Consider the following 16,427-nt stretch of genomic DNA (forward strand, 5'->3'; position numbering starts at 1 on the left):
TCACACACTTGTGCGGCAGAGGACAATTCGTCCATGCGGCGACAGCTAGACCGAAACTCACAAAGCCCGCGCGGCAATGGTGAGTGTTCTTCGAGTGCCGGCGGGGTGGGTTAATACAGTGGCGAAGATGAGCGAGCCGAGCCCGTATGTGGAATTCGATCGGAAGCAGTGGCGAACACTGCGCAAATCGACTCCCCTGGTGCTCACCGAGGAAGAACTGATCGGCCTGCGGGGCCTGGGCGAGCAGATCGACCTCGAAGAGGTCGCGGAGGTCTACCTCCCGCTCGCTCGTCTCATCCACCTCCAGGTGGCCGCGCGTCAGCGGTTGTTCGCGGCGACCGCCACCTTCCTCGGGGAAAAGCACCCGGATCAGCAGGTGCCGTTCGTGATCGGCGTCGCGGGCAGTGTCGCCGTCGGTAAGTCGACCACCGCGCGTGTGCTGCAGGCGCTACTCGCCCGCTGGGACCACCATCCCCGCGTGGATCTCATCACCACCGACGGATTCCTGTATCCCACAGCGGAATTGACCCGGCGCGGCATCATGCACCGCAAGGGTTTCCCGGAGAGCTACGACCGCCGCAAGCTGCTGCGCTTCGTCACCGAGGTGAAATCCGGGGCCGCCGAGGTGTGCGCGCCGATGTACTCGCACATCTCCTATGACATCGTGCCTGGCAAGCAGCACTGTGTGCACCAGCCCGACATCCTCATCGTCGAGGGGCTCAACGTGCTGCAGACCGGTCCGCGCCTGATGGTGTCGGACCTGTTCGATTTCTCCATCTATGTCGACGCCCGCATCGAGGACATCGAGAACTGGTACATCCAGCGGTTTCTCGCGCTCCGCGAAACCGGATTCGCCGACCCCAAGGCGCACTTCCACCACTACTCGAACTTCACCGACGAGCAGGCGACCGCCGCGGCGAAGGAGATCTGGAACTCCACCAACCGGCCCAACCTGGTGGAGAACATCCTGCCGACCCGCCCCCGCGCCACCCTCGTGCTCCGCAAGGACGCCGATCACACGATCAACCGGATCCGGCTGCGCAAGCTCTGAGCCAACGCAAAAGCCCCGCACCCAGAGGGTGCGGGGCTTTGCTTACCAAGCTGAGTTTGAAATCAGATGGCGCGGACATCCTGGGCCTGCGGGCCCTTCTGTCCTTGGCCGACCTCGAACTCCACGCGCTGACCCTCTTCAAGGGACTTGAATCCCGAGCCGGACACCGCCGAGTAATGAACGAAGACGTCAGGACCGCCACCGTCTTGCGCGATGAAGCCGAAGCCCTTTTCGCTGTTGAACCACTTCACACTGCCTTGAGCCATTTTGGTATTCATTCTTTTCTGTAGAGAGCCGGGCAAATCACTTCGATGAGCCCGTACTCACCCACTAACCATGTCACGGATCGGCCCGGAAAGCTAACGATGTGAGCCAACGCTCCTTTTCATCCTACGATTCTCAGACAACTCACAGCTTCCACGCCGCATCCAGCCGCGCCGCTACATCGATGTCGCGAGCCGCGGCGATGTGCGGTTTGCGGATCTCCTTGGCGATGTATTTGGCCACGAAGCGGCGGATCTCGTGGTCGACGCTGGCCAGGATGCGCAGCAGTTGGGCGCGCAGGGTGTCGGCTTCGACGTTGATGCGGACGTCGCTGGGGCGGGGTTCGGCGATGTCGATGATGATGCGCAGCGGATCGGCGGTGCGGGCCGTCAGGTGCAGGTGCAGGGTGCCGGCCACGTCGAAGGTGTGCCGGTCGACGGTGAGGTCGATGAGCATGTCGAGGGCGAGGGGGATCACCAGTTCGAAGGTGATCAGCTCGTCGAGGTAGCGGGTGAGGCGGGGTTCGCCGAGTTGGACGTTGGCCGTGACCTTGGCCAGGCGGGCGGGGCCGACCCCGATGGGGCCGAAATCGATGGCGGCGCCGGTCAATTGACTGAAGGCGGCCAGGATGCGCTGCTCCGAGACCGCGTATTCGAGGAAGCGGCGGCCGAAGTCCTCGTAACTGATGTAGGGCGCCGACTCGTCCATAGATCGGAAGTTACGCGACACCGGGAGCCCGGCACGGGAAAACGGGGGAAAACCCAGGACTCGGGGTACCGGCTAAACGCCGAAGCGGCGGTGCCGGGCCGCGAAGTCCCGCAGCGCGCGCAGGAAGTCGACGCGGCGGAACTCCGGCCAGTACGCCTCGGTGAACCAGATCTCGGAGTACGCGCTCTGCCAGAGCAGGAAGCCGGACAGGCGCTGCTCGCCGGAGGTGCGGATGACCAGATCCGGATCGGGCTGACCGGAGGTGTAGAGGTGCTGGCCGATGGCGTTGACGGTGATCGACTGGACCAGATCCTCGCCGTGCTCGCCCGCCGCGATCTCCTGGCGCACCAGTTTCCGTACCGCGTCGGTGATTTCCTGGCGGCCGCCGTAGCCCACGGCCACATTGACGTGCACGCCGTCGCGCCCGTCGGTGCGTTCGGCGGCGGTGCGCAGGCGCTTGGCGATCAGCTCCGGGAACCCGTCGAGGCTGCCGACGATCCGCACGCTCCAATTCTGTTCCGGCGCCGACAATTCCTCGACGACGTCGGTGATGACCTCGAAGAGGGTTTCCAGTTCTTCGGGATCGCGCTGCAGATTCTCGGTGGAGAGCAGGTAGACGGTGACCATCTCGACGCCGGCCTCGGCGCACCAGCCGACCAGCTCGGCGATCTTGAGCGCGCCGACCCGGTGGCCGTGACTCACGTCGGTGAAACCGTTCTCCCGAGCCCAGCGACGATTACCGTCGCACATGACGGCGACGTGTCTGGGATGTTGTTTGCCGGCCAGCTGCTTGGACAGCCTGGCCTCGTAGATGCGGTAGGGCAGGCCACGCACCCGACTCGGAAACTCCACGGCGTCCAACCCTACGCCCCACCGGCCGGATCTCGGCAACGACGGCGTGCACTGGCACCACAGGCAAACCTACGGTACCGTAGGTTACTCACCAGTCAACTAGGAGATTGCTCGTGTCCGAATCAGGCAATGCCACCGAACTTGCGCAGTCCGGAGAAACCCTGGTCGACGCACTGGTCAAACCGCGCATGCGGGGCTGGATCCACACCTGGGCCGTCGGCGTCGCCGCCGTGGCATGCATCGTGCTGATCGCCAAGGCCGCGACCGTCTCGGCGACTGCGGGCTGGTCCACGCTGGTCTACGGGCTCACCGTCTGTCTGCTGTTCGGTGTCAGCGCCGTCTATCACCGGGTGACCTGGCCGACCGTGCAGAAGCGCATCCAAATGAAGCGCGCGGATCATTCGATGATCTTCCTGTTCATCGCGGGCAGCTACACGCCGTTCGCGCTGCTCGGGCTGCCGGGCCGGACCGGCAAGATCCTGCTCGCGGTGGTGTGGGCGGGCGCCTTGGCCGGCGTCGCGTTGAAACTGCTGTGGCCGACCGCGCCGCGCTGGGTCGGGGTGCCGCTGTATCTGCTGCTCGGGTGGGCCATCGTGCCGGTCGCCGGGCAACTACACACCCAGATCGGTATCGCGCCGCTGATCCTGCTGCTGATCGGCGGAGTGATCTACAGCGGCGGTGCGATCCTCTACGCCACCAAGTGGCCGAACCCGTGGCCGGCCGTGTTCGGGCATCACGAGTTCTTCCACGCCGCCACGGTGCTGGCGGCCCTGACCCACTACATCGCGATCTGGATGGTCGTTCTGCGCTGAAAGTTCGGTGTCCGCGCACCCGCTACCGGCCCGGCGCAATAAAGTCGGCTGCGGAACTCCGACGACCGGACGGCGCAGGCAATGGCAGAGCAGGACACGGACAACGCGACCACCGGTACAGGTGATCGCGAGGATGCCGTGCACCTCGCTCCCCCGATGAACCGCGTGCGCCGCGTGATCGCCTGGCTGGTCCTGTGGGCGCTGCGGGCGCGCTGGGGTTTGGCCGCGGTGGTGATCACCGCCAATCTCAGCGGTTTCGCGGTCATCGTCACCGAACTCTGGCTGAGCAACTTCTTCGACAAGCTCGGCGAGAACTGGATGCGGATCCTGGGTTTGGTGGCGATCTACCCGACGATCGGCTTCCTGGTCGGCGTCGCGCTGGCCATCCGGGATCGCAGCGTCTACTTCGGCTGGTTCGACCAGGCGCGCAAACCGACGCCCGAGGAAGCGCGGCGGCTGCTGCGGCTGCCGTACGCCATCACACTGCGGGCGCTGGCGATCTGGATCCCCGGCGTGATCGTTGCCTCCGTGGTGTTCACCCATGTCACCGCGCACGACGACCGGGGCGTCACCGCGGCGCTGTTCACGATCGGCGCGCTGGAATCCGCGGGCATCACCTTCCTCATCGTGGATCGCTTGATCCGGCCCACCATTCCGGTGCTCGCGCGCGTCCTCGGTGCGACCATGCACTGGAGTTCTTCGGTGCTGGTCCGCTTGGTGCTCAGCTGGGCGGTGGCGGGGGCGCTGCCGATGATGATGCTCATCGTGGTGCTCGCCGACCCGGCCTCCGCGGCGCAGGATCGGATTCGCACCGCGATCTATTTGTCCGCCGTCGGACTCGCGGTCGGCGCGCTCGCGACGGCGCTGCTCGCGCTGGCGGTCGCCTCCCCCATCCGCATGCTCCGGCAGGCGCTGGATCGGATCACCCAGGGCGAGTTGAACGTCCGGGTGCCGATCGGCAGCACCAGTGAGATCGGGCGGCTGGAGCATTCGGTCAACGAGCTGGCCGCGAATCTGCGGGAACGCCAGCGGATGCGGGACCTGTTCGGGCGGCACGTCGGCACCGAGGTGGCCGAGCGGGCGCTGGCCGAGCAGGACGTGGACCTCAAGGGCGACGTGCGGGAGGTGTCGGCCCTGTTCGTCGATGTGACCGGTTCGGTCGCGCTGTCCACCGGGCTGTCGCCGCACGAGTTCGTCGCGAAGCTGAACCGCCTGCTCACCATCGTCGTCACTGCGACCGAGCAGAACAACGGACTGGTCAACAAGTTCGAGGGTGATGCGGCGCTGTGCATCTTCGGTGCGCCGATCACGCTGGACGACAACGCGACGCCGGCGCTGCGGGCAGCCCGGCGGATCCGGGACGAGGTGCTCGCCAGCGGTGAACTCGATATCGGGATCGGGGTCGCGCGCGGGCAGGTGTTCGCCGGTGACGTCGGCTCCGACACGCGGCTGGAGTACACGGTGATCGGCGACGCGGTGAACGAGGCGGCCAGGTTGACCACCGAGGCCAAAGAGGTGCCGCGGCGGATCTTGGTGAGCAGCGCGGTAATCGATGCCGCCGCACCCAATGAACAAGCGAAATGGCATCTCTACCAGAGGATTCAGCTGCGCGGGATGCGGGAGCCGACCTCCTGCTGGAGCGATGTCGACTACTCGGGGCACATCATCGAAGACGGCGAGCCCGACTCGGTCCCGTTGACGCCGCCCGGCACCACCGACCCGGCCACCGCGCGCGGGCCGGTCACCGAGATCCGCGCGCTCGTCACCGAAACCGACTCGGCCCCGGCCGGAGATCGCCCGTAGACCGAGTGGCGCGCCGACTTCGCGCTCGTTGCTGCGCTGAGCCCTAGCGATCGAGCACGCGGCGGAGGTCGTCCGGGGTGGTGACCGGAAGCTCGCACACCGTGCCGCGGCAGACGTACGCCGCGGCCTGCCCGCCGCTGGTGGGGCGGTCGGCCAGCAAGGGGACCGCGTCGGGGGCGGCGGCGATGATGACCGTGCCGCCGGGGGACGACCGGTGCGCGGTTTCGAGCAATTCCCTTGCCGCGTCCGGGTTCTCGGCGGATCTGGCGATGGCGACCTGGAGCGGTCCGCGCAGGGCGGCTTCGGCGACGGTCAGCCATTGCCCTGCCGAGCGTGGGGCGCGCGCCAGCACGACCGCGGCGCGTTCGAGGGTGCGGTCGGCCAGTTCCCGGTACTGGACGGCCTTGTCGGGTGCGCTGAGGGCGGCAGCGGTGAGCAGTGCTTCGGCGAGAGCGGACGCGCCCGCCGGGGTGGCGCCGTCGATCGGGTCACGTGGACGCGTGACGAGGACTTCCGCGTCATCGGCGGTGTCGAACCAGCTGCCCGCCGTGTCCGGATCAGCGAAGTGCGCAATTGCCTTGTCCAGCAATGCTTGTCCGTGATCGAGCCATTCGAGCTCCGCGGTGGCCTGATGCAGCGCCAGGAGGCCGGTGACGAGCCAGGCGTAGTCCTCCAGCACACCGGGCGAAGCACCCACGACGCCACCCAGCGACGCGCGTCGCACCCGGCCGTCGACCACGTGCTCGGCCAGCAGGAACCGCGCGCACCGCACCGCCGCCGCGATCCAATCCTGTTGCTGGAGCACCGAACCCGCCTCTACCAGCGCGGTGATCGTCATACCGTTCCAGGCGGTGACCACCTTGTCGTCCCGAGCCGGCTGCGGACGCCGGTCACGGGCTTTCACCAAGGCGGCCCGGATGCCGTCGAAACGCGCTTGATCGTCAGGATCGGTATAGCGAGTCAGCACCGACGTGCCCTGCTCGAAGTTGCCCGCTGTAGTCACCCCGAGAAGCTCTGCGACCCAGGCGCCGTCGATAGCCCCGAGCTCACCGGCCAGCTCCGCTGGCGTCCACACATAGGTCGCGCCCTCCACTCCTGGACCACCGGGTTCGAGATGGGTGTCGGCATCCAGCGCGGAGGCAAACCCGCCCTGCTCGGTACCGAGGTCGTCGAGCAGGAACTGCACGATCTCGCGAGTGATCCGCTCCGCCAAGGCATTCGGCTCGGTCCGCGAGGCGCAGCGAGCCACATGCGTATAGGCGCGCAGCAATTGCGCGTTGTCGTAAAGCATCTTCTCGAAATGCGGCACCAACCAGGCAGCGTCGACAGAATACCGCGCGAACCCACCCCGCAACTGGTCGTAGATGCCGCCCCGCGCCATCGCCTCGGCAGCCCGCGTCACCGCTCCCCACACCTCCGGATTCGCGGTGCGCTCCCAACTTCGCAGCAACCCGATCAGCAGCGCCGACGGCGGAAACTTCGGCGCCCCACCGAAACCGCCGTGCTCAGGGTCCTCATCGCGCAGGACCGCGGCGGCAGCATGATCGAGCAACTCGGCGGTCAGCGCGAGATCCGCATCCGGCAGCCCCGCGGCTTGCGCCCGCAACGCCTCGGTCACCTGCCCGGAAGCCTTGTCCACCTCATCCCGCCGGTTCTGCCAGGTATCGGCCACCGCGGTCAGCAACTGCGTGAACGACGGCATCCCACCCCGCGCCACCTTCGGGTAATAGGTCCCGCAATAGAACGGCTCCCCCGCAGGCGTCAGAAAACACGTCATCGGCCACCCACCCTGCCCGGTCATCGCGACGGTGGCATTCATGTACACCGCATCCAGATCGGGCCGCTCCTCCCGATCCACCTTGATGCACACGAAGTTCTCGTTCATCACCGCGGCCGTCGCCGCGTCCTCGAACGACTCGTGCGCCATCACATGACACCAGTGGCAAGACGCGTATCCGATGGACAGCAGTATCGGCACGTCCCGTTCCGCCGCTTCCGCCAGAGCTACAGCATCCCACTCCCGCCAATCGACGGGGTTGTCAGCGTGTTGACGCAGGTAAGGCGATGTCGCGCTGGCCAATTGGTTCATGAAGTCAGCCTTCCACACCTGGCACGCACCTGAAACGCTCCCCACCACCCGGAGCGCCGATGTCCGTTCGAGCCATTCGTCGAGTCTCGCAGTTCGCAGACCTTTGACGCCGTCACGGACATCGGCGGGTCGTTCCGTACCGCCTCCCGCCGTTTCTAGAAGCCGAAGCTGCCGGTGCCGGGCTTGCCGGTGGTGGGGACGAGGACCGCGACGAAACCGCTGAACTGCACCTCCGCCTTGTCCACACAACCTCCCCGCACATTGATTGTCGATCCCGGCTCGAGGCCTTCCAGCTTCACCGTGACCATCTGGCCGACGCCGGCCAGCGTGTCATTCCGCGCAGGCTCTTCATATCCGTCCAGCGGTTTGCTGTCGCCGAAGAAGACTCGTTGACCCCCGATGGACGCCTCCGCCCAGCAGGTTCCGCGATCGTTGGAATTACGCAGTGTGGCGCTCACTGTGCCCACACCGGTGCCGTTGAAGCTCACTTCGGGGCCGTTGAACGGTGTGTCCGCACTCGCGGGTGCGGCGGCGAAGGGGGCAAGCGCTATGGCCGCCGCCGAGGTGAGAAACCCGATTCGAGAAATTCGTCTGTTGATCACATCAACCGACGATTCCACGGAATACTCTCCAGCGCAAAGTATGTCAGCCCAGGCGCTGGGCACACAAAGGGCGTGGCACGAGCGGCCGTCGCCTCGCCGACCGGATCAGTTGTGACAACGAGCTTTAGCTGCAGCAGCCGTTTGCATGATGTGAGGTATGCACCACGGCTTGCGTCCACGGGCTTTCATCCTCTGGACGGTGCCCGATTCCTCCGCGATCAGCACCAGGTCGATCAGCGAGCGGTCTTCGTGGTCGCGAATCACACATTCGCACTGCTCGAGGCAGAGGAACGCGGCCTGCACGAGCAACTGGCCTTGGAATTCCCTGCACACGACGACGACCGGCGACCGGATCGGAGGAATCGTGGGCCGGCACGGACCTGATTCCGTTGTCGGGCGGTTCATCCGGCGCGCAGAGCCGGAAATCCTCGCCGCAACCAACCGGATCGAAGCCGCTCTGTCGACTCAGCTCGGAGACTGTGGTACCTAGCAACTCGCGTGGCACCAGTGGCAGCTCGCGTATCCGATGGACAGCAGAATCGGCACATCCCTGGCTGCCGCCTCGGCTTCCCACTCCCGCCAATCAACGGGGTTATCCGCGTGTTGACGCAGATAGGGCGACGTCGCACTGGCCAATTGGTTCACGACCTCGGCCTATCGTCGCGACAACCCCCACCTGCGGCGCCCGTGGGGAACCGCATCTGTCACGCCCTGCCGCTGGGACAGCAGGTTCACCCGCTAGCGCTGGAAGATCAAGGGCCGTCAGGAGCGCCGCGTTCAGATAGACAACAGCAATGCACACGCATTGGTGGAGACAGCGCCGATCCGCAGCAGTCAACAGCGGCAGTGGGATCAGCGGAGATTCTGGATCGCAGTCGCAGTCGGCAGCCCTAACATGAATCGGGTATCTACACAGCGACTTTCGTACTCTCGCTATCCCTCGCGCGGTTGACAAACCTACCGGCGCCAGAGAGGGTGATGGCGTCCGCCTTTCACGGTGGTCTACTACTGGGGGGTTGATGATTTCTGAGTTCAGTCCGTCCGCATCCGCGGTCGGTGGTTGCGAGGTGCCCTGATGGCTGGCGGGTTTTATAACCACTACGACGATCCCGACGAAGATTGGGACGAGGAGCCGCTCCGGCCCGTACTCAAACCATCGCGAGAGACACCGGCTCCTCACCCATCGTCTGCGTTTCCGCCGCCGAAGTACAGTCCGCCGCCTGCGGTGCCGTCCCCGAGTCCTGCCCCCACGCCGCATGTTCATTCCCCGGGTGCTCCCGCCGCCCGGCCCGCCGTGCCTCCGATGTCGATCCCGTCCGAACGTCAGCCCGGCCTGGGTTCAGCATTTTCGGAACCGGAAATGCACAACGTCGTAGCCGGCTTGAACGAGATCCAGCATCGAGCCGAATCGACGGCTGCAGAATACGAGTGGATAGATCGCGTTGCGCGGTCACTGGACCGCAGCGGGCGAGATACCAACGGTGCGGTGCAAACCACCCTGGACGACCGCAACATTCCGCACAGATTCTCCATCGCGCGTGACTGGAAAGTACGTCTCTCCGGTCGAAACCTTGATACGGCGATCTCGGAGGCCGTCATGTTCGCGTACGCAGACGGATGGCGGAGGGCGGCAATCGAAGTCGCGGCGGCTCGTGCACGCGGAGAACTCCCACCTCAACCGGCCCGAGCTGCCATCCCTGAAATCGCCTCGGATCAGCCCTTGGAGGATCTGATCGAAGAGGTCCTGGCACTCGCGTCCAAGCCGACCGCGGAGTTGATCCGAACGAGTCCGCCCGGGCTTTCGGGGCATAACTCGAAAGTTCATTTCGATTTCTCTGAAAACGGAATGACTTCTTGTCGAATCGATCAATCCTGGGCGAACACGGTTGCTACTACGCAACTCAAAACCGAGTTGAATACCCAGCTGGCATTACAACTCAGCGCGTATTTCGCCGACCGGACTGAAAGGCCGCCCGTCGGCGCGCTTACGAACGCGACCGAGCGCCTGATAAGCAAGTTGCAGCAGACCGACACGCAAGGATGACGACAATGGCTCCTACGGCACAGCAAATATCCGTGGCAATTACCGCGGTCCGAACTCAAGCGACCGGGTGGGCCGAGAGGTCTACCACCTCGGCTCAGTGGGCAACCGACGCGGCCACCTATCGCTTGACCAAGCTGCAAGGCGGAATCTTTTTCCTCATGGTGGAGGAATACAACGCCGTTATTTCCAAGCTCGAAGAGCGGTTCAAAGAAGCGGAACTATCAATGAAAGACATTGCCAGGACGCTGAATACGGCAGCCAGCGTGTACGAGCAAGAAGACCAAGCTCGCGAACACGAACTGCGCAATTTGTACTAGCGGAATAGAGAAGCGAAATGTCGGTATCTGTCGCTCAGGCCGAGCAGGCTGTTGAAGACCTTGTCAACAAAGTTGCAGAACTAGGGGAATTGCCCGGCACGATTCGGACGAAATTTTCAAGCGTAGCCAGTATGACAGTCGTGCGCCTGGCCGGCCTCGAAGATGAGGTCAGAGAAGCGGGTGAAAAGTTCGCTGATCTCGTGTCTGGACTGTGGGAAAAGCTGAAGGAATTATTCGAAGGCCTCAGCGCTCCAGGCGATTTCATTTCCGCCTCCTTCGACTGGGAGGATTTTCAAACCGAAGTCAATACCATGGCTTCGGCCCTCGAAGCGACAGCCGTGAAAGTGGATGGCTATTGGCAGGGCAGTGCGGCCACCGCGTACGGCACTGCCGTCGGGGCCCAGCAGAAGGCCGTGGCCCGCGTCGGAACGATTATCAACGCGATCCGAACGGCCTGCATGACCGTTGGCGGCGTCGGTGTTGCATTCCTGACGGCACTTCTTGGGATTGCGATCGCTGTCATTGTTGAAGCAACTCTCGAAGTTGCTGCTGCCAGCTCGGGTATCGGCGCTCTACCGGCAGCTATTGCCGGCTGCTTCACGGCCGCAAAGGCTGCGGCCCTTGTCACCGCGCTTGTCGCAGGAACCAGCGCCACCCTCGTTGCGGTAGCGACCCAGATTCAGGCGCTGAACGTGGAGTTAGGCAACAATCAAGCCTTCCCGGACGGACACTGGCCCGCCTCGGACTCGTCCAAGTACAACGATGCGACCGTCAAGGACGGCGATGCGGATTGGTCGGTGAAAACGGCATGATGCCAACGCCTCCGAGTGGCCCCGCCGTTTCGGCGGGACGTGCATCACGAATCCGAGCTGTATCGGCAGCTATTTCATCCGCGTTGATGTTCGCTGTTTCGGCTGGGATTTCCCTTCTTTTCCATTACTCCGATCCACATGCAAGCGGATTCAGTACCACTGATTCACTATCAGTGATAATTCCCCTTGTATCGGCAGTAATATTTCTTGCCATCGGGATACTGCTGTTCCGCAGCCGCATGGAAGCAGCCGGCATCCGGATAGCTGAAGCGGTATTTTGGCTCGATTTGATTCTTCTGGCCGCATCCGCCATAGCGCTGTTTGCGATGGGGGTGCTGTGGTCCTTTCTCTGGTGGATCGGAATCGTCATGGGCTTCGAACTAGCGAAGCAGCTACGGCAGGGCCGGCGCCGCTGAGCATGCTGCGTGCCTGTCACGCGGCCCAGATGAAACCCGGCCTATGGGCATGACCCGGCGGTCATGCGGTGGACGACGGCCTCAGCGCAGCCCGGCGAACAGGTCGGTCTCCTGGTCGGGCGCACCGTCGACTCGGTTGTGTTGGCGGACAAAGTATTCGGTGCCGAGGATGAGGTCCTGCATCGGGTCGGGCAGGCCGAGGAAGAAGGCGCTGTCGCCTTGGCTGCCGTGTGCCTCGAGGGCTTTCACTTTGCGCCGGGTGTAGCCGGTGACGTCGACTACGGTGGTGATCTCGGCTATCGGGGTGCCGAAGTCTTCCGGCAGTTCGAAATCGCCCATGTCCAGGCCGTTGGCTTTGGCCGCGGCGAACATTTCCCGGGTACCCTCACGCGGCTCGACGGCGTAGTACAGCTTGGCCGGGATGCCGGTGGACTCCGTGGCCGCGACCGTGATGCGGTGCGCCTGAATGTGGTCCGGGTGGCCGTAACCACCCTTCTCGTCATATGTGACGATCACCTGCGGACGGTACTTCTCGATGAGGGCGGCGAGTTCGGCGGCGGCAGTCGATACCGGCACGTTGGCGAAGGCTCGCGGATCGGAGTTGGCGTCCCAGCCGTCCATCCCCGAGTCCTGGTAGCCCAGCAGTTCGAGGTGTTCGATCTCGAGCAGTGCGGCCGACGCCCGGAGTTCACCCAGCCGCTGCTCGGCCACTGCGGCCGGATCATGGCCTGGTGCACCGGGTTTCACGCCGCCGGGGCCGTCGCCCTGCTCGCCGTTGGTACAGGTCACCAGGACCGTGCGGATCCCCTCCTCGCCGTAGCGCGCGAAAACGCCGCCGGTGGTGAGAACTTCATCGTCAGGATGGGCGTGGACAGCCATGATCGTCAGTCGCTCCGACATATCACCTGCGAACAACGCCGGGGCCCTCCGCATTCCCCACCCACCCAGTCCAGTGCGAATTACCCTGCGGCGGGGCCGCTCTGCCGTTAGGCTCACCATGCCGACCTGAGGGAGGGCAGGCTCCTGGACACGCTGTGGACCTACATCGCTGACCACCGCCAGCAGTTGATGACGGACTCCTACCTGCATGTCTCGGCGGTGGTCCAAGCTGTGCTGATCGCCGCGATCGTATCGATCGCGATCGGCGTGCTGGTCTACCGCAGTCCCGCCGGCTCGGCGGTCTCCACCGCCGCCGCGAGCATCATCCTGACCATTCCGTCGTTCGCACTGCTCGGGATCTTGATTCCCGTTCTCGGACTGGGTGTTCCGCCCACCATCACCGCGCTGGTGCTCTACGCGCTGCTGCCGATTCTGCGCAACACGATCGTGGGATTGTCCTCGGTCGATCCCGCCGTCACCGATGCCGCGCGCGGTGTCGGCATGAACCGGCTGCGGGTGCTCGCCGTCATCGAACTGCCGCTGGCCTGGCCCGCCATCCTCGCCGGCATGCGGATCAGCACGCAGCTGATCATGGGCATTCTGGCCATTGCCGCCTATGCGAAAGGCCCAGGCCTGGGCAATCTCATCTTCTCCGGGCTGTCGCGACTCGGCACGCCGACCGCGGTGCCGCAGGCGCTGACCGGCACGGTGCTGATCATCCTGCTGGCACTGCTGCTCGACGTCCTGCTCGTCCTCGCCGGACGACTGACCACCCCCGGGGGTATTCGTGAGTGAAACCGTCGAACCGGCCGTGTCCGGGGTCGAGATCGTGCTCGACTCGGTCACCAAAAGCTATTCCGGGCAACGGGATCCGGCGGTAGAGCAGGTCTCGTTGACCATCCCGGCCGGGGAAACGGTGGTGCTCGTCGGGCCGTCGGGGTGCGGTAAGACGACGACCCTGCGGATGATCAACCGGCTGATCGAACCCAGCTCGGGGACGATCACGATCGGCGGGCAGGACGCGTCGGCGGTGAATCCGGATCAGCTGCGGCGCGGGATCGGGTACTCCATTCAGCAGGCCGGGCTGTTTCCGCACCTCACGGTCGCGAAGAACATCGCCACCGTGCCGGGGCTGATCGGCTGGGACCGCAAGCGGATCAGCGACCGGGTAACGGAGATGCTGGATCTGGTCGGGCTGGATCCGGGCACTTTCCGGGATCGCTATCCACGTCAGCTCTCCGGCGGTCAGCAGCAGCGGGTCGGCGTCGCGCGGGCCCTCGCCGCCGATCCTCCGGTGCTGCTGATGGATGAGCCATTCGGTGCGGTCGATCCGATCACGCGCGGGCTGCTGCAAGACGAATTGCTGCGACTGCAAGCGGAATTGCGCAAGACGATCGTGTTCGTCACGCACGATTTCAACGAGGCGGTCAAGCTCGGCGATCGAATCGCGGTACTGGGCAATCAGTCTCGCGTCCTGCAGTACGACACCCCGGGCGCGATCCTGGCCGAGCCCGCCGATGCGACGGTAGCCGGATTCGTGGGAGCCGACGCGGCGCTCAAACAGCTCACGCTCACCCGTGTCGAGGACGTCGAACTCGGCGATTGCCCCACCGCTCTGGTCACCGATTCGGTGGCGTCGCTGCGCACCAGAATCACCGACGGCGGCAACGACTTCGGCCTCGTTCTCGATGAGCAGAGCCGCCCGCTGCGGTGGGTCACGCTGCCCCAACTCGCGATCGCGAAATCCCTTCGTGACGCGGGAACCGGAGTGGGCGAGGGTGTTTCGCTGCGGTCCACCCTCCAGCAGGCGCTGGAAGCCCTGCTAGCCGACAGCACCGCGAACGCCGTCGTCACCGGCCGGCGTGGTGCGTACGCGGGGCTGATCACCATCGACACACTGGTCACGCACCTGTCGGCCCTCCGCGCAACACACTCCGGAACCGGCTCCGTATGACCGCGCAGACCGAACGCCGCGCCGAACACATCCGGCTCTTCGCGCAGCCGGTGCTCGCCCTGCTCCTCAGTGCGGGCGTGCTGGTGTGGGCGTTCGCGCGCGATCTCACCGCCACCCAGCAGGCCAGCCTGAGCGCGGGCAATATCGCCACCGTCACCTGGGAGCATCTGCTCATCACCGCGACCGTGGTCGTCATCGTCATCATCCTCGCGGTGCCCCTCGGCACCGCCCTCACACGGCCCCGATTCCGCCTCCTCGCACCGCTTTTCGTCGGCATCGCCAACATCGGGGCGGCCGCGCCTGCCATCGGCCTGATCGTGCTGTTCTACCTGATCACCCGCACCACCGGCTTCTGGATCGGCGTCGCGCCGATCGTGCTGCTGGCCCTGCTGCCGGTGCTGCGCAACACCATCCTCGGCTTTCAGCAGGTGGATCCCACGCTCGTCGATGCCGGTCGCGGACAGGGCATGTCGGCAGCCACCGTGCTGCGCCGCGTCGAGTTCCCGCTTGCGGTGCCTTACATCCTTGCGGGACTGCGGATTTCGCTGGTGCTGGCGGTAGGCAGCGCGACGCTGTCCTTCCTGGTGAGCGCGGGCGGCCTGGGCATCCTCATCGATACCGGCTACAAGCTGCGCGATAACGTCACCCTCTGGGTCGGTGCGGTACTGGCGGTGGCGCTGGCGCTGCTCATCGACTGGGTGGGCGCGCTCGCGGAACGCTACCTCGGACCGAAGGGGCTGCGATGAGAGCCCGAATCCGGCGTGGCTGTACGGCATTCGCGCTGACGCTCACGGTACTGCTGGCCGCCTCCTGCGGGCTGGAAGCCGGTCGTTCGGTGCCCCTGGACGTGGGTCCCGGCAGCATCCAGCCGATACCCGAACTGGAGGGTGTGCGAATCACCGTGGGCTCCAAGGATTTCACCGAACAGGAAATCCTGGGCTTGATCATCGCGTTCGCGCTCGACGCGGCCGGGGCCGAGGTACGGGATCTGACCGACATCGTCGGTTCGAACAGTCTGCGCGACGCCCAGGTACGCGGGCAGGTCGACATCGCCTATGACTACACCGGCACCGGCTGGATGAACTACCTGGGCAACGAATCCCCCGTCGCGGGTTCGCAGGCCCAGTTCGAGGCGGTCCGCGATGCCGACCGCGCCGCGCACGGAATGATCTGGGCCGCAATGGCTCCCGTGAACAACACCTACGCGATCGCGACCAGCGCGCGCACCGCCGCGGAAACCGGCGTAAAGACGCTGTCCCAGTACGCGAACCTGGTCAACACCGACCCCGCCGCCGCAGCCACCTGCGTCGGCACCGAATTCAGTGTGCGCCAGGACGGATTCCCGGGCGTGGTACGCAAATACGGCATCGACGGCGGCAAAGTCCTGAAGCAGGTCGTCGACGACGCCATCGTCTACCAGTCCACCGCCGACGCCCGCCAATGCCGCTTCGGCTCCGTCGCTGCCACCGACGGCCGCATCCCCGGCCTCGACCTCCGCCTCCTCGAAGACGACCTCGGCTTCTTCCCGCAATACAACGCCGCCCTCGTCATGCGCGAGGACTTCACCAAGGCTCACCCCCAGGTGATCGAAGTCCTCACCCCGATCTCCCGCCTGCTGACCAACGAATCCGTCACCGAACTCAACCGCAAGGTCGATGTCGAAGGCCGCGAACCCGCCACCGTCGCCCGTGAATGGATGGCGGCACAGGGCTTTATCACCATCCCCTGACGCGGTACGGTGAGTCCAGCAGCAGCGCCTTCTGACAGGCCTGCGCTGCGGTGGTGACGTCGCCCGCCACGGGTCGAATAGTGACCCTCTTCCCG

The 16,427-nt window shown here is 65.1% G+C and carries 17 protein-coding genes and 1 pseudogene; 11 read left to right on the plus strand and 7 right to left on the minus strand.

From position 1 onward, the window contains the following. Window positions 1-118: 118 nt before the first annotated feature. Window positions 119-1,051 carry a type I pantothenate kinase gene (gene coaA, locus IBX22_RS12320; protein WP_194815403.1) on the plus strand — a complete coding sequence of 311 codons (933 nt, stop codon included), beginning with the start codon at window positions 119-121 and terminating at the stop codon, window positions 1,049-1,051. A 62-nt stretch (window positions 1,052-1,113) separates the two neighbouring features. Here the strand turns inward: coaA and IBX22_RS12325 are convergent, their stop codons facing one another. The 3 genes from IBX22_RS12325 to IBX22_RS12335 form a co-directional block, all read right to left on the minus strand. Then, window positions 1,114-1,317: a cold-shock protein gene (locus IBX22_RS12325; protein ID WP_067523410.1), complete on the minus strand. Its 204-nt coding sequence runs from the start codon at window positions 1,315-1,317 to the stop codon at window positions 1,114-1,116. A 142-nt stretch (window positions 1,318-1,459) separates the two neighbouring features. Then, window positions 1,460-2,023 (minus strand): hypothetical protein, encoded by a 564-nt coding sequence (locus IBX22_RS12330; protein ID WP_194815404.1) that lies wholly within the window; start codon window positions 2,021-2,023, stop codon window positions 1,460-1,462. 72 nt (window positions 2,024-2,095) lie between these two features. Then, window positions 2,096-2,884, minus strand: a complete 789-nt coding sequence (locus IBX22_RS12335; protein ID WP_228538311.1) for an isoprenyl transferase — start codon at window positions 2,882-2,884, stop codon at window positions 2,096-2,098. Between the two features lie 179 nt (window positions 2,885-3,063). On the opposite strand from IBX22_RS12335, the gene IBX22_RS12340 reads away from it, so the two are divergent. Both IBX22_RS12340 and IBX22_RS12345 read left to right on the plus strand, forming a co-directional pair. Next, window positions 3,064-3,687: a hemolysin III family protein gene (locus IBX22_RS12340; protein WP_194815778.1), complete on the plus strand. Its 624-nt coding sequence runs from the start codon at window positions 3,064-3,066 to the stop codon at window positions 3,685-3,687. 81 nt (window positions 3,688-3,768) lie between these two features. After that, a complete protein-coding gene (locus IBX22_RS12345; protein ID WP_228538312.1) occupies window positions 3,769-5,490 on the plus strand; it encodes an adenylate/guanylate cyclase domain-containing protein in 1,722 nt (573 codons plus the stop codon). A 43-nt stretch (window positions 5,491-5,533) separates the two neighbouring features. Here IBX22_RS12345 and IBX22_RS12350 read toward each other — a convergent pair whose 3' ends face one another. From IBX22_RS12350 to IBX22_RS12360, 3 genes and pseudogenes are all read right to left on the minus strand, one after another. Continuing rightward, entirely contained in the window at window positions 5,534-7,579 is a 2,046-nt protein-coding gene (locus IBX22_RS12350) for a thioredoxin domain-containing protein (RefSeq protein WP_194815406.1), read from the minus strand. Between the two features lie 155 nt (window positions 7,580-7,734). Then, the gene (locus IBX22_RS12355) at window positions 7,735-8,181 is read right to left on the minus strand and encodes a hypothetical protein (protein WP_194815407.1); all 447 of its coding nucleotides are present in this window, start codon (window positions 8,179-8,181) and stop codon (window positions 7,735-7,737) included. A gap of 498 nt (window positions 8,182-8,679) precedes the next feature. After that, window positions 8,680-8,826 (minus strand): annotated as a pseudogene (locus IBX22_RS12360) (DUF255 domain-containing protein); the annotation flags it as partial. Window positions 8,827-9,484: 658 nt separating this feature from the next. Here IBX22_RS12360 and IBX22_RS12365 point away from each other — a divergent pair. The 4 genes from IBX22_RS12365 (at window position 9,485) to IBX22_RS12380 (ending at window position 11,770) form a co-directional block, all read left to right on the plus strand. Beyond that, entirely contained in the window at window positions 9,485-10,225 is a 741-nt protein-coding gene (locus IBX22_RS12365; RefSeq protein ID WP_194815408.1) for a hypothetical protein, read from the plus strand. Between the two features lie 5 nt (window positions 10,226-10,230). Then, window positions 10,231-10,542 carry a type VII secretion target gene (locus IBX22_RS12370; RefSeq protein ID WP_194815409.1) on the plus strand — a complete coding sequence of 104 codons (312 nt, stop codon included), beginning with the start codon at window positions 10,231-10,233 and terminating at the stop codon, window positions 10,540-10,542. A gap of 17 nt (window positions 10,543-10,559) precedes the next feature. Continuing rightward, window positions 10,560-11,354: a hypothetical protein gene (locus IBX22_RS12375; protein WP_194815410.1), complete on the plus strand. Its 795-nt coding sequence runs from the start codon at window positions 10,560-10,562 to the stop codon at window positions 11,352-11,354. A gap of 86 nt (window positions 11,355-11,440) precedes the next feature. Continuing rightward, window positions 11,441-11,770, plus strand: coding sequence for a hypothetical protein (locus IBX22_RS12380; RefSeq protein ID WP_194815411.1), 330 nt, complete (start codon window positions 11,441-11,443; stop codon window positions 11,768-11,770). 81 nt (window positions 11,771-11,851) lie between these two features. Here the strand turns inward: IBX22_RS12380 and IBX22_RS12385 are convergent, their stop codons facing one another. Further along, a complete protein-coding gene (locus IBX22_RS12385; protein WP_194815412.1) occupies window positions 11,852-12,670 on the minus strand; it encodes a PIG-L family deacetylase in 819 nt (272 codons plus the stop codon). A 168-nt stretch (window positions 12,671-12,838) separates the two neighbouring features. Between IBX22_RS12385 and IBX22_RS12390 the strand changes: the two genes are divergently transcribed. From IBX22_RS12390 to IBX22_RS12405, 4 genes are read left to right on the plus strand one after another with little or no spacing between them, the layout of a single operon-like run. Further along, window positions 12,839-13,444 carry an ABC transporter permease gene (locus IBX22_RS12390; RefSeq protein WP_375540221.1) on the plus strand — a complete coding sequence of 202 codons (606 nt, stop codon included), beginning with the start codon at window positions 12,839-12,841 and terminating at the stop codon, window positions 13,442-13,444. Next, window positions 13,437-14,603 (plus strand): ATP-binding cassette domain-containing protein, encoded by a 1,167-nt coding sequence (locus tag IBX22_RS12395; RefSeq protein ID WP_309234553.1) that lies wholly within the window; start codon window positions 13,437-13,439, stop codon window positions 14,601-14,603. Before IBX22_RS12390 ends, IBX22_RS12395 begins: the two co-directional genes overlap by 8 nt. Beyond that, window positions 14,600-15,349 (plus strand): ABC transporter permease, encoded by a 750-nt coding sequence (locus tag IBX22_RS12400; protein WP_194815413.1) that lies wholly within the window; start codon window positions 14,600-14,602, stop codon window positions 15,347-15,349. Before IBX22_RS12395 ends, IBX22_RS12400 begins: the two co-directional genes overlap by 4 nt. Beyond that, on the plus strand, window positions 15,346-16,332 hold the full coding sequence (locus tag IBX22_RS12405; protein WP_194815414.1) for a glycine betaine ABC transporter substrate-binding protein: 987 nt from the start codon (window positions 15,346-15,348) through the stop codon (window positions 16,330-16,332). Before IBX22_RS12400 ends, IBX22_RS12405 begins: the two co-directional genes overlap by 4 nt. The last annotated feature ends 95 nt before the right edge of the window (window positions 16,333-16,427 follow it).

Source organism: Nocardia sp. XZ_19_385 (genome assembly GCF_015355755.1).
Taxonomy (GTDB): domain Bacteria; phylum Actinomycetota; class Actinomycetes; order Mycobacteriales; family Mycobacteriaceae; genus Nocardia.

Coding starts and splice junctions, on each gene's coding strand:
- IBX22_RS12325 (WP_067523410.1), bottom strand. CDS start 1,317: ATGGCTCAAGGCAGTGTGAAGTGGTTCAACAGCGAAAAGGGCTTCGGC.
- IBX22_RS12330 (WP_194815404.1), bottom strand. CDS start 2,023: ATGGACGAGTCGGCGCCCTACATCAGTTACGAGGACTTCGGCCGCCGC.
- IBX22_RS12340 (WP_194815778.1), top strand. CDS start 3,064: ATGCGGGGCTGGATCCACACCTGGGCCGTCGGCGTCGCCGCCGTGGCA.
- IBX22_RS12345 (WP_228538312.1), top strand. CDS start 3,769: ATGGCAGAGCAGGACACGGACAACGCGACCACCGGTACAGGTGATCGC.
- IBX22_RS12350 (WP_194815406.1), bottom strand. CDS start 7,579: ATGAACCAATTGGCCAGCGCGACATCGCCTTACCTGCGTCAACACGCT.
- IBX22_RS12365 (WP_194815408.1), top strand. CDS start 9,485: ATGTCGATCCCGTCCGAACGTCAGCCCGGCCTGGGTTCAGCATTTTCG.
- IBX22_RS12370 (WP_194815409.1), top strand. CDS start 10,231: ATGGCTCCTACGGCACAGCAAATATCCGTGGCAATTACCGCGGTCCGA.
- IBX22_RS12375 (WP_194815410.1), top strand. CDS start 10,560: ATGTCGGTATCTGTCGCTCAGGCCGAGCAGGCTGTTGAAGACCTTGTC.
- IBX22_RS12380 (WP_194815411.1), top strand. CDS start 11,441: ATGTTCGCTGTTTCGGCTGGGATTTCCCTTCTTTTCCATTACTCCGAT.
- IBX22_RS12385 (WP_194815412.1), bottom strand. CDS start 12,670: ATGTCGGAGCGACTGACGATCATGGCTGTCCACGCCCATCCTGACGAT.
- IBX22_RS12390 (WP_375540221.1), top strand. CDS start 12,839: ATGACGGACTCCTACCTGCATGTCTCGGCGGTGGTCCAAGCTGTGCTG.
- IBX22_RS12400 (WP_194815413.1), top strand. CDS start 14,600: ATGACCGCGCAGACCGAACGCCGCGCCGAACACATCCGGCTCTTCGCG.
- IBX22_RS12405 (WP_194815414.1), top strand. CDS start 15,346: ATGAGAGCCCGAATCCGGCGTGGCTGTACGGCATTCGCGCTGACGCTC.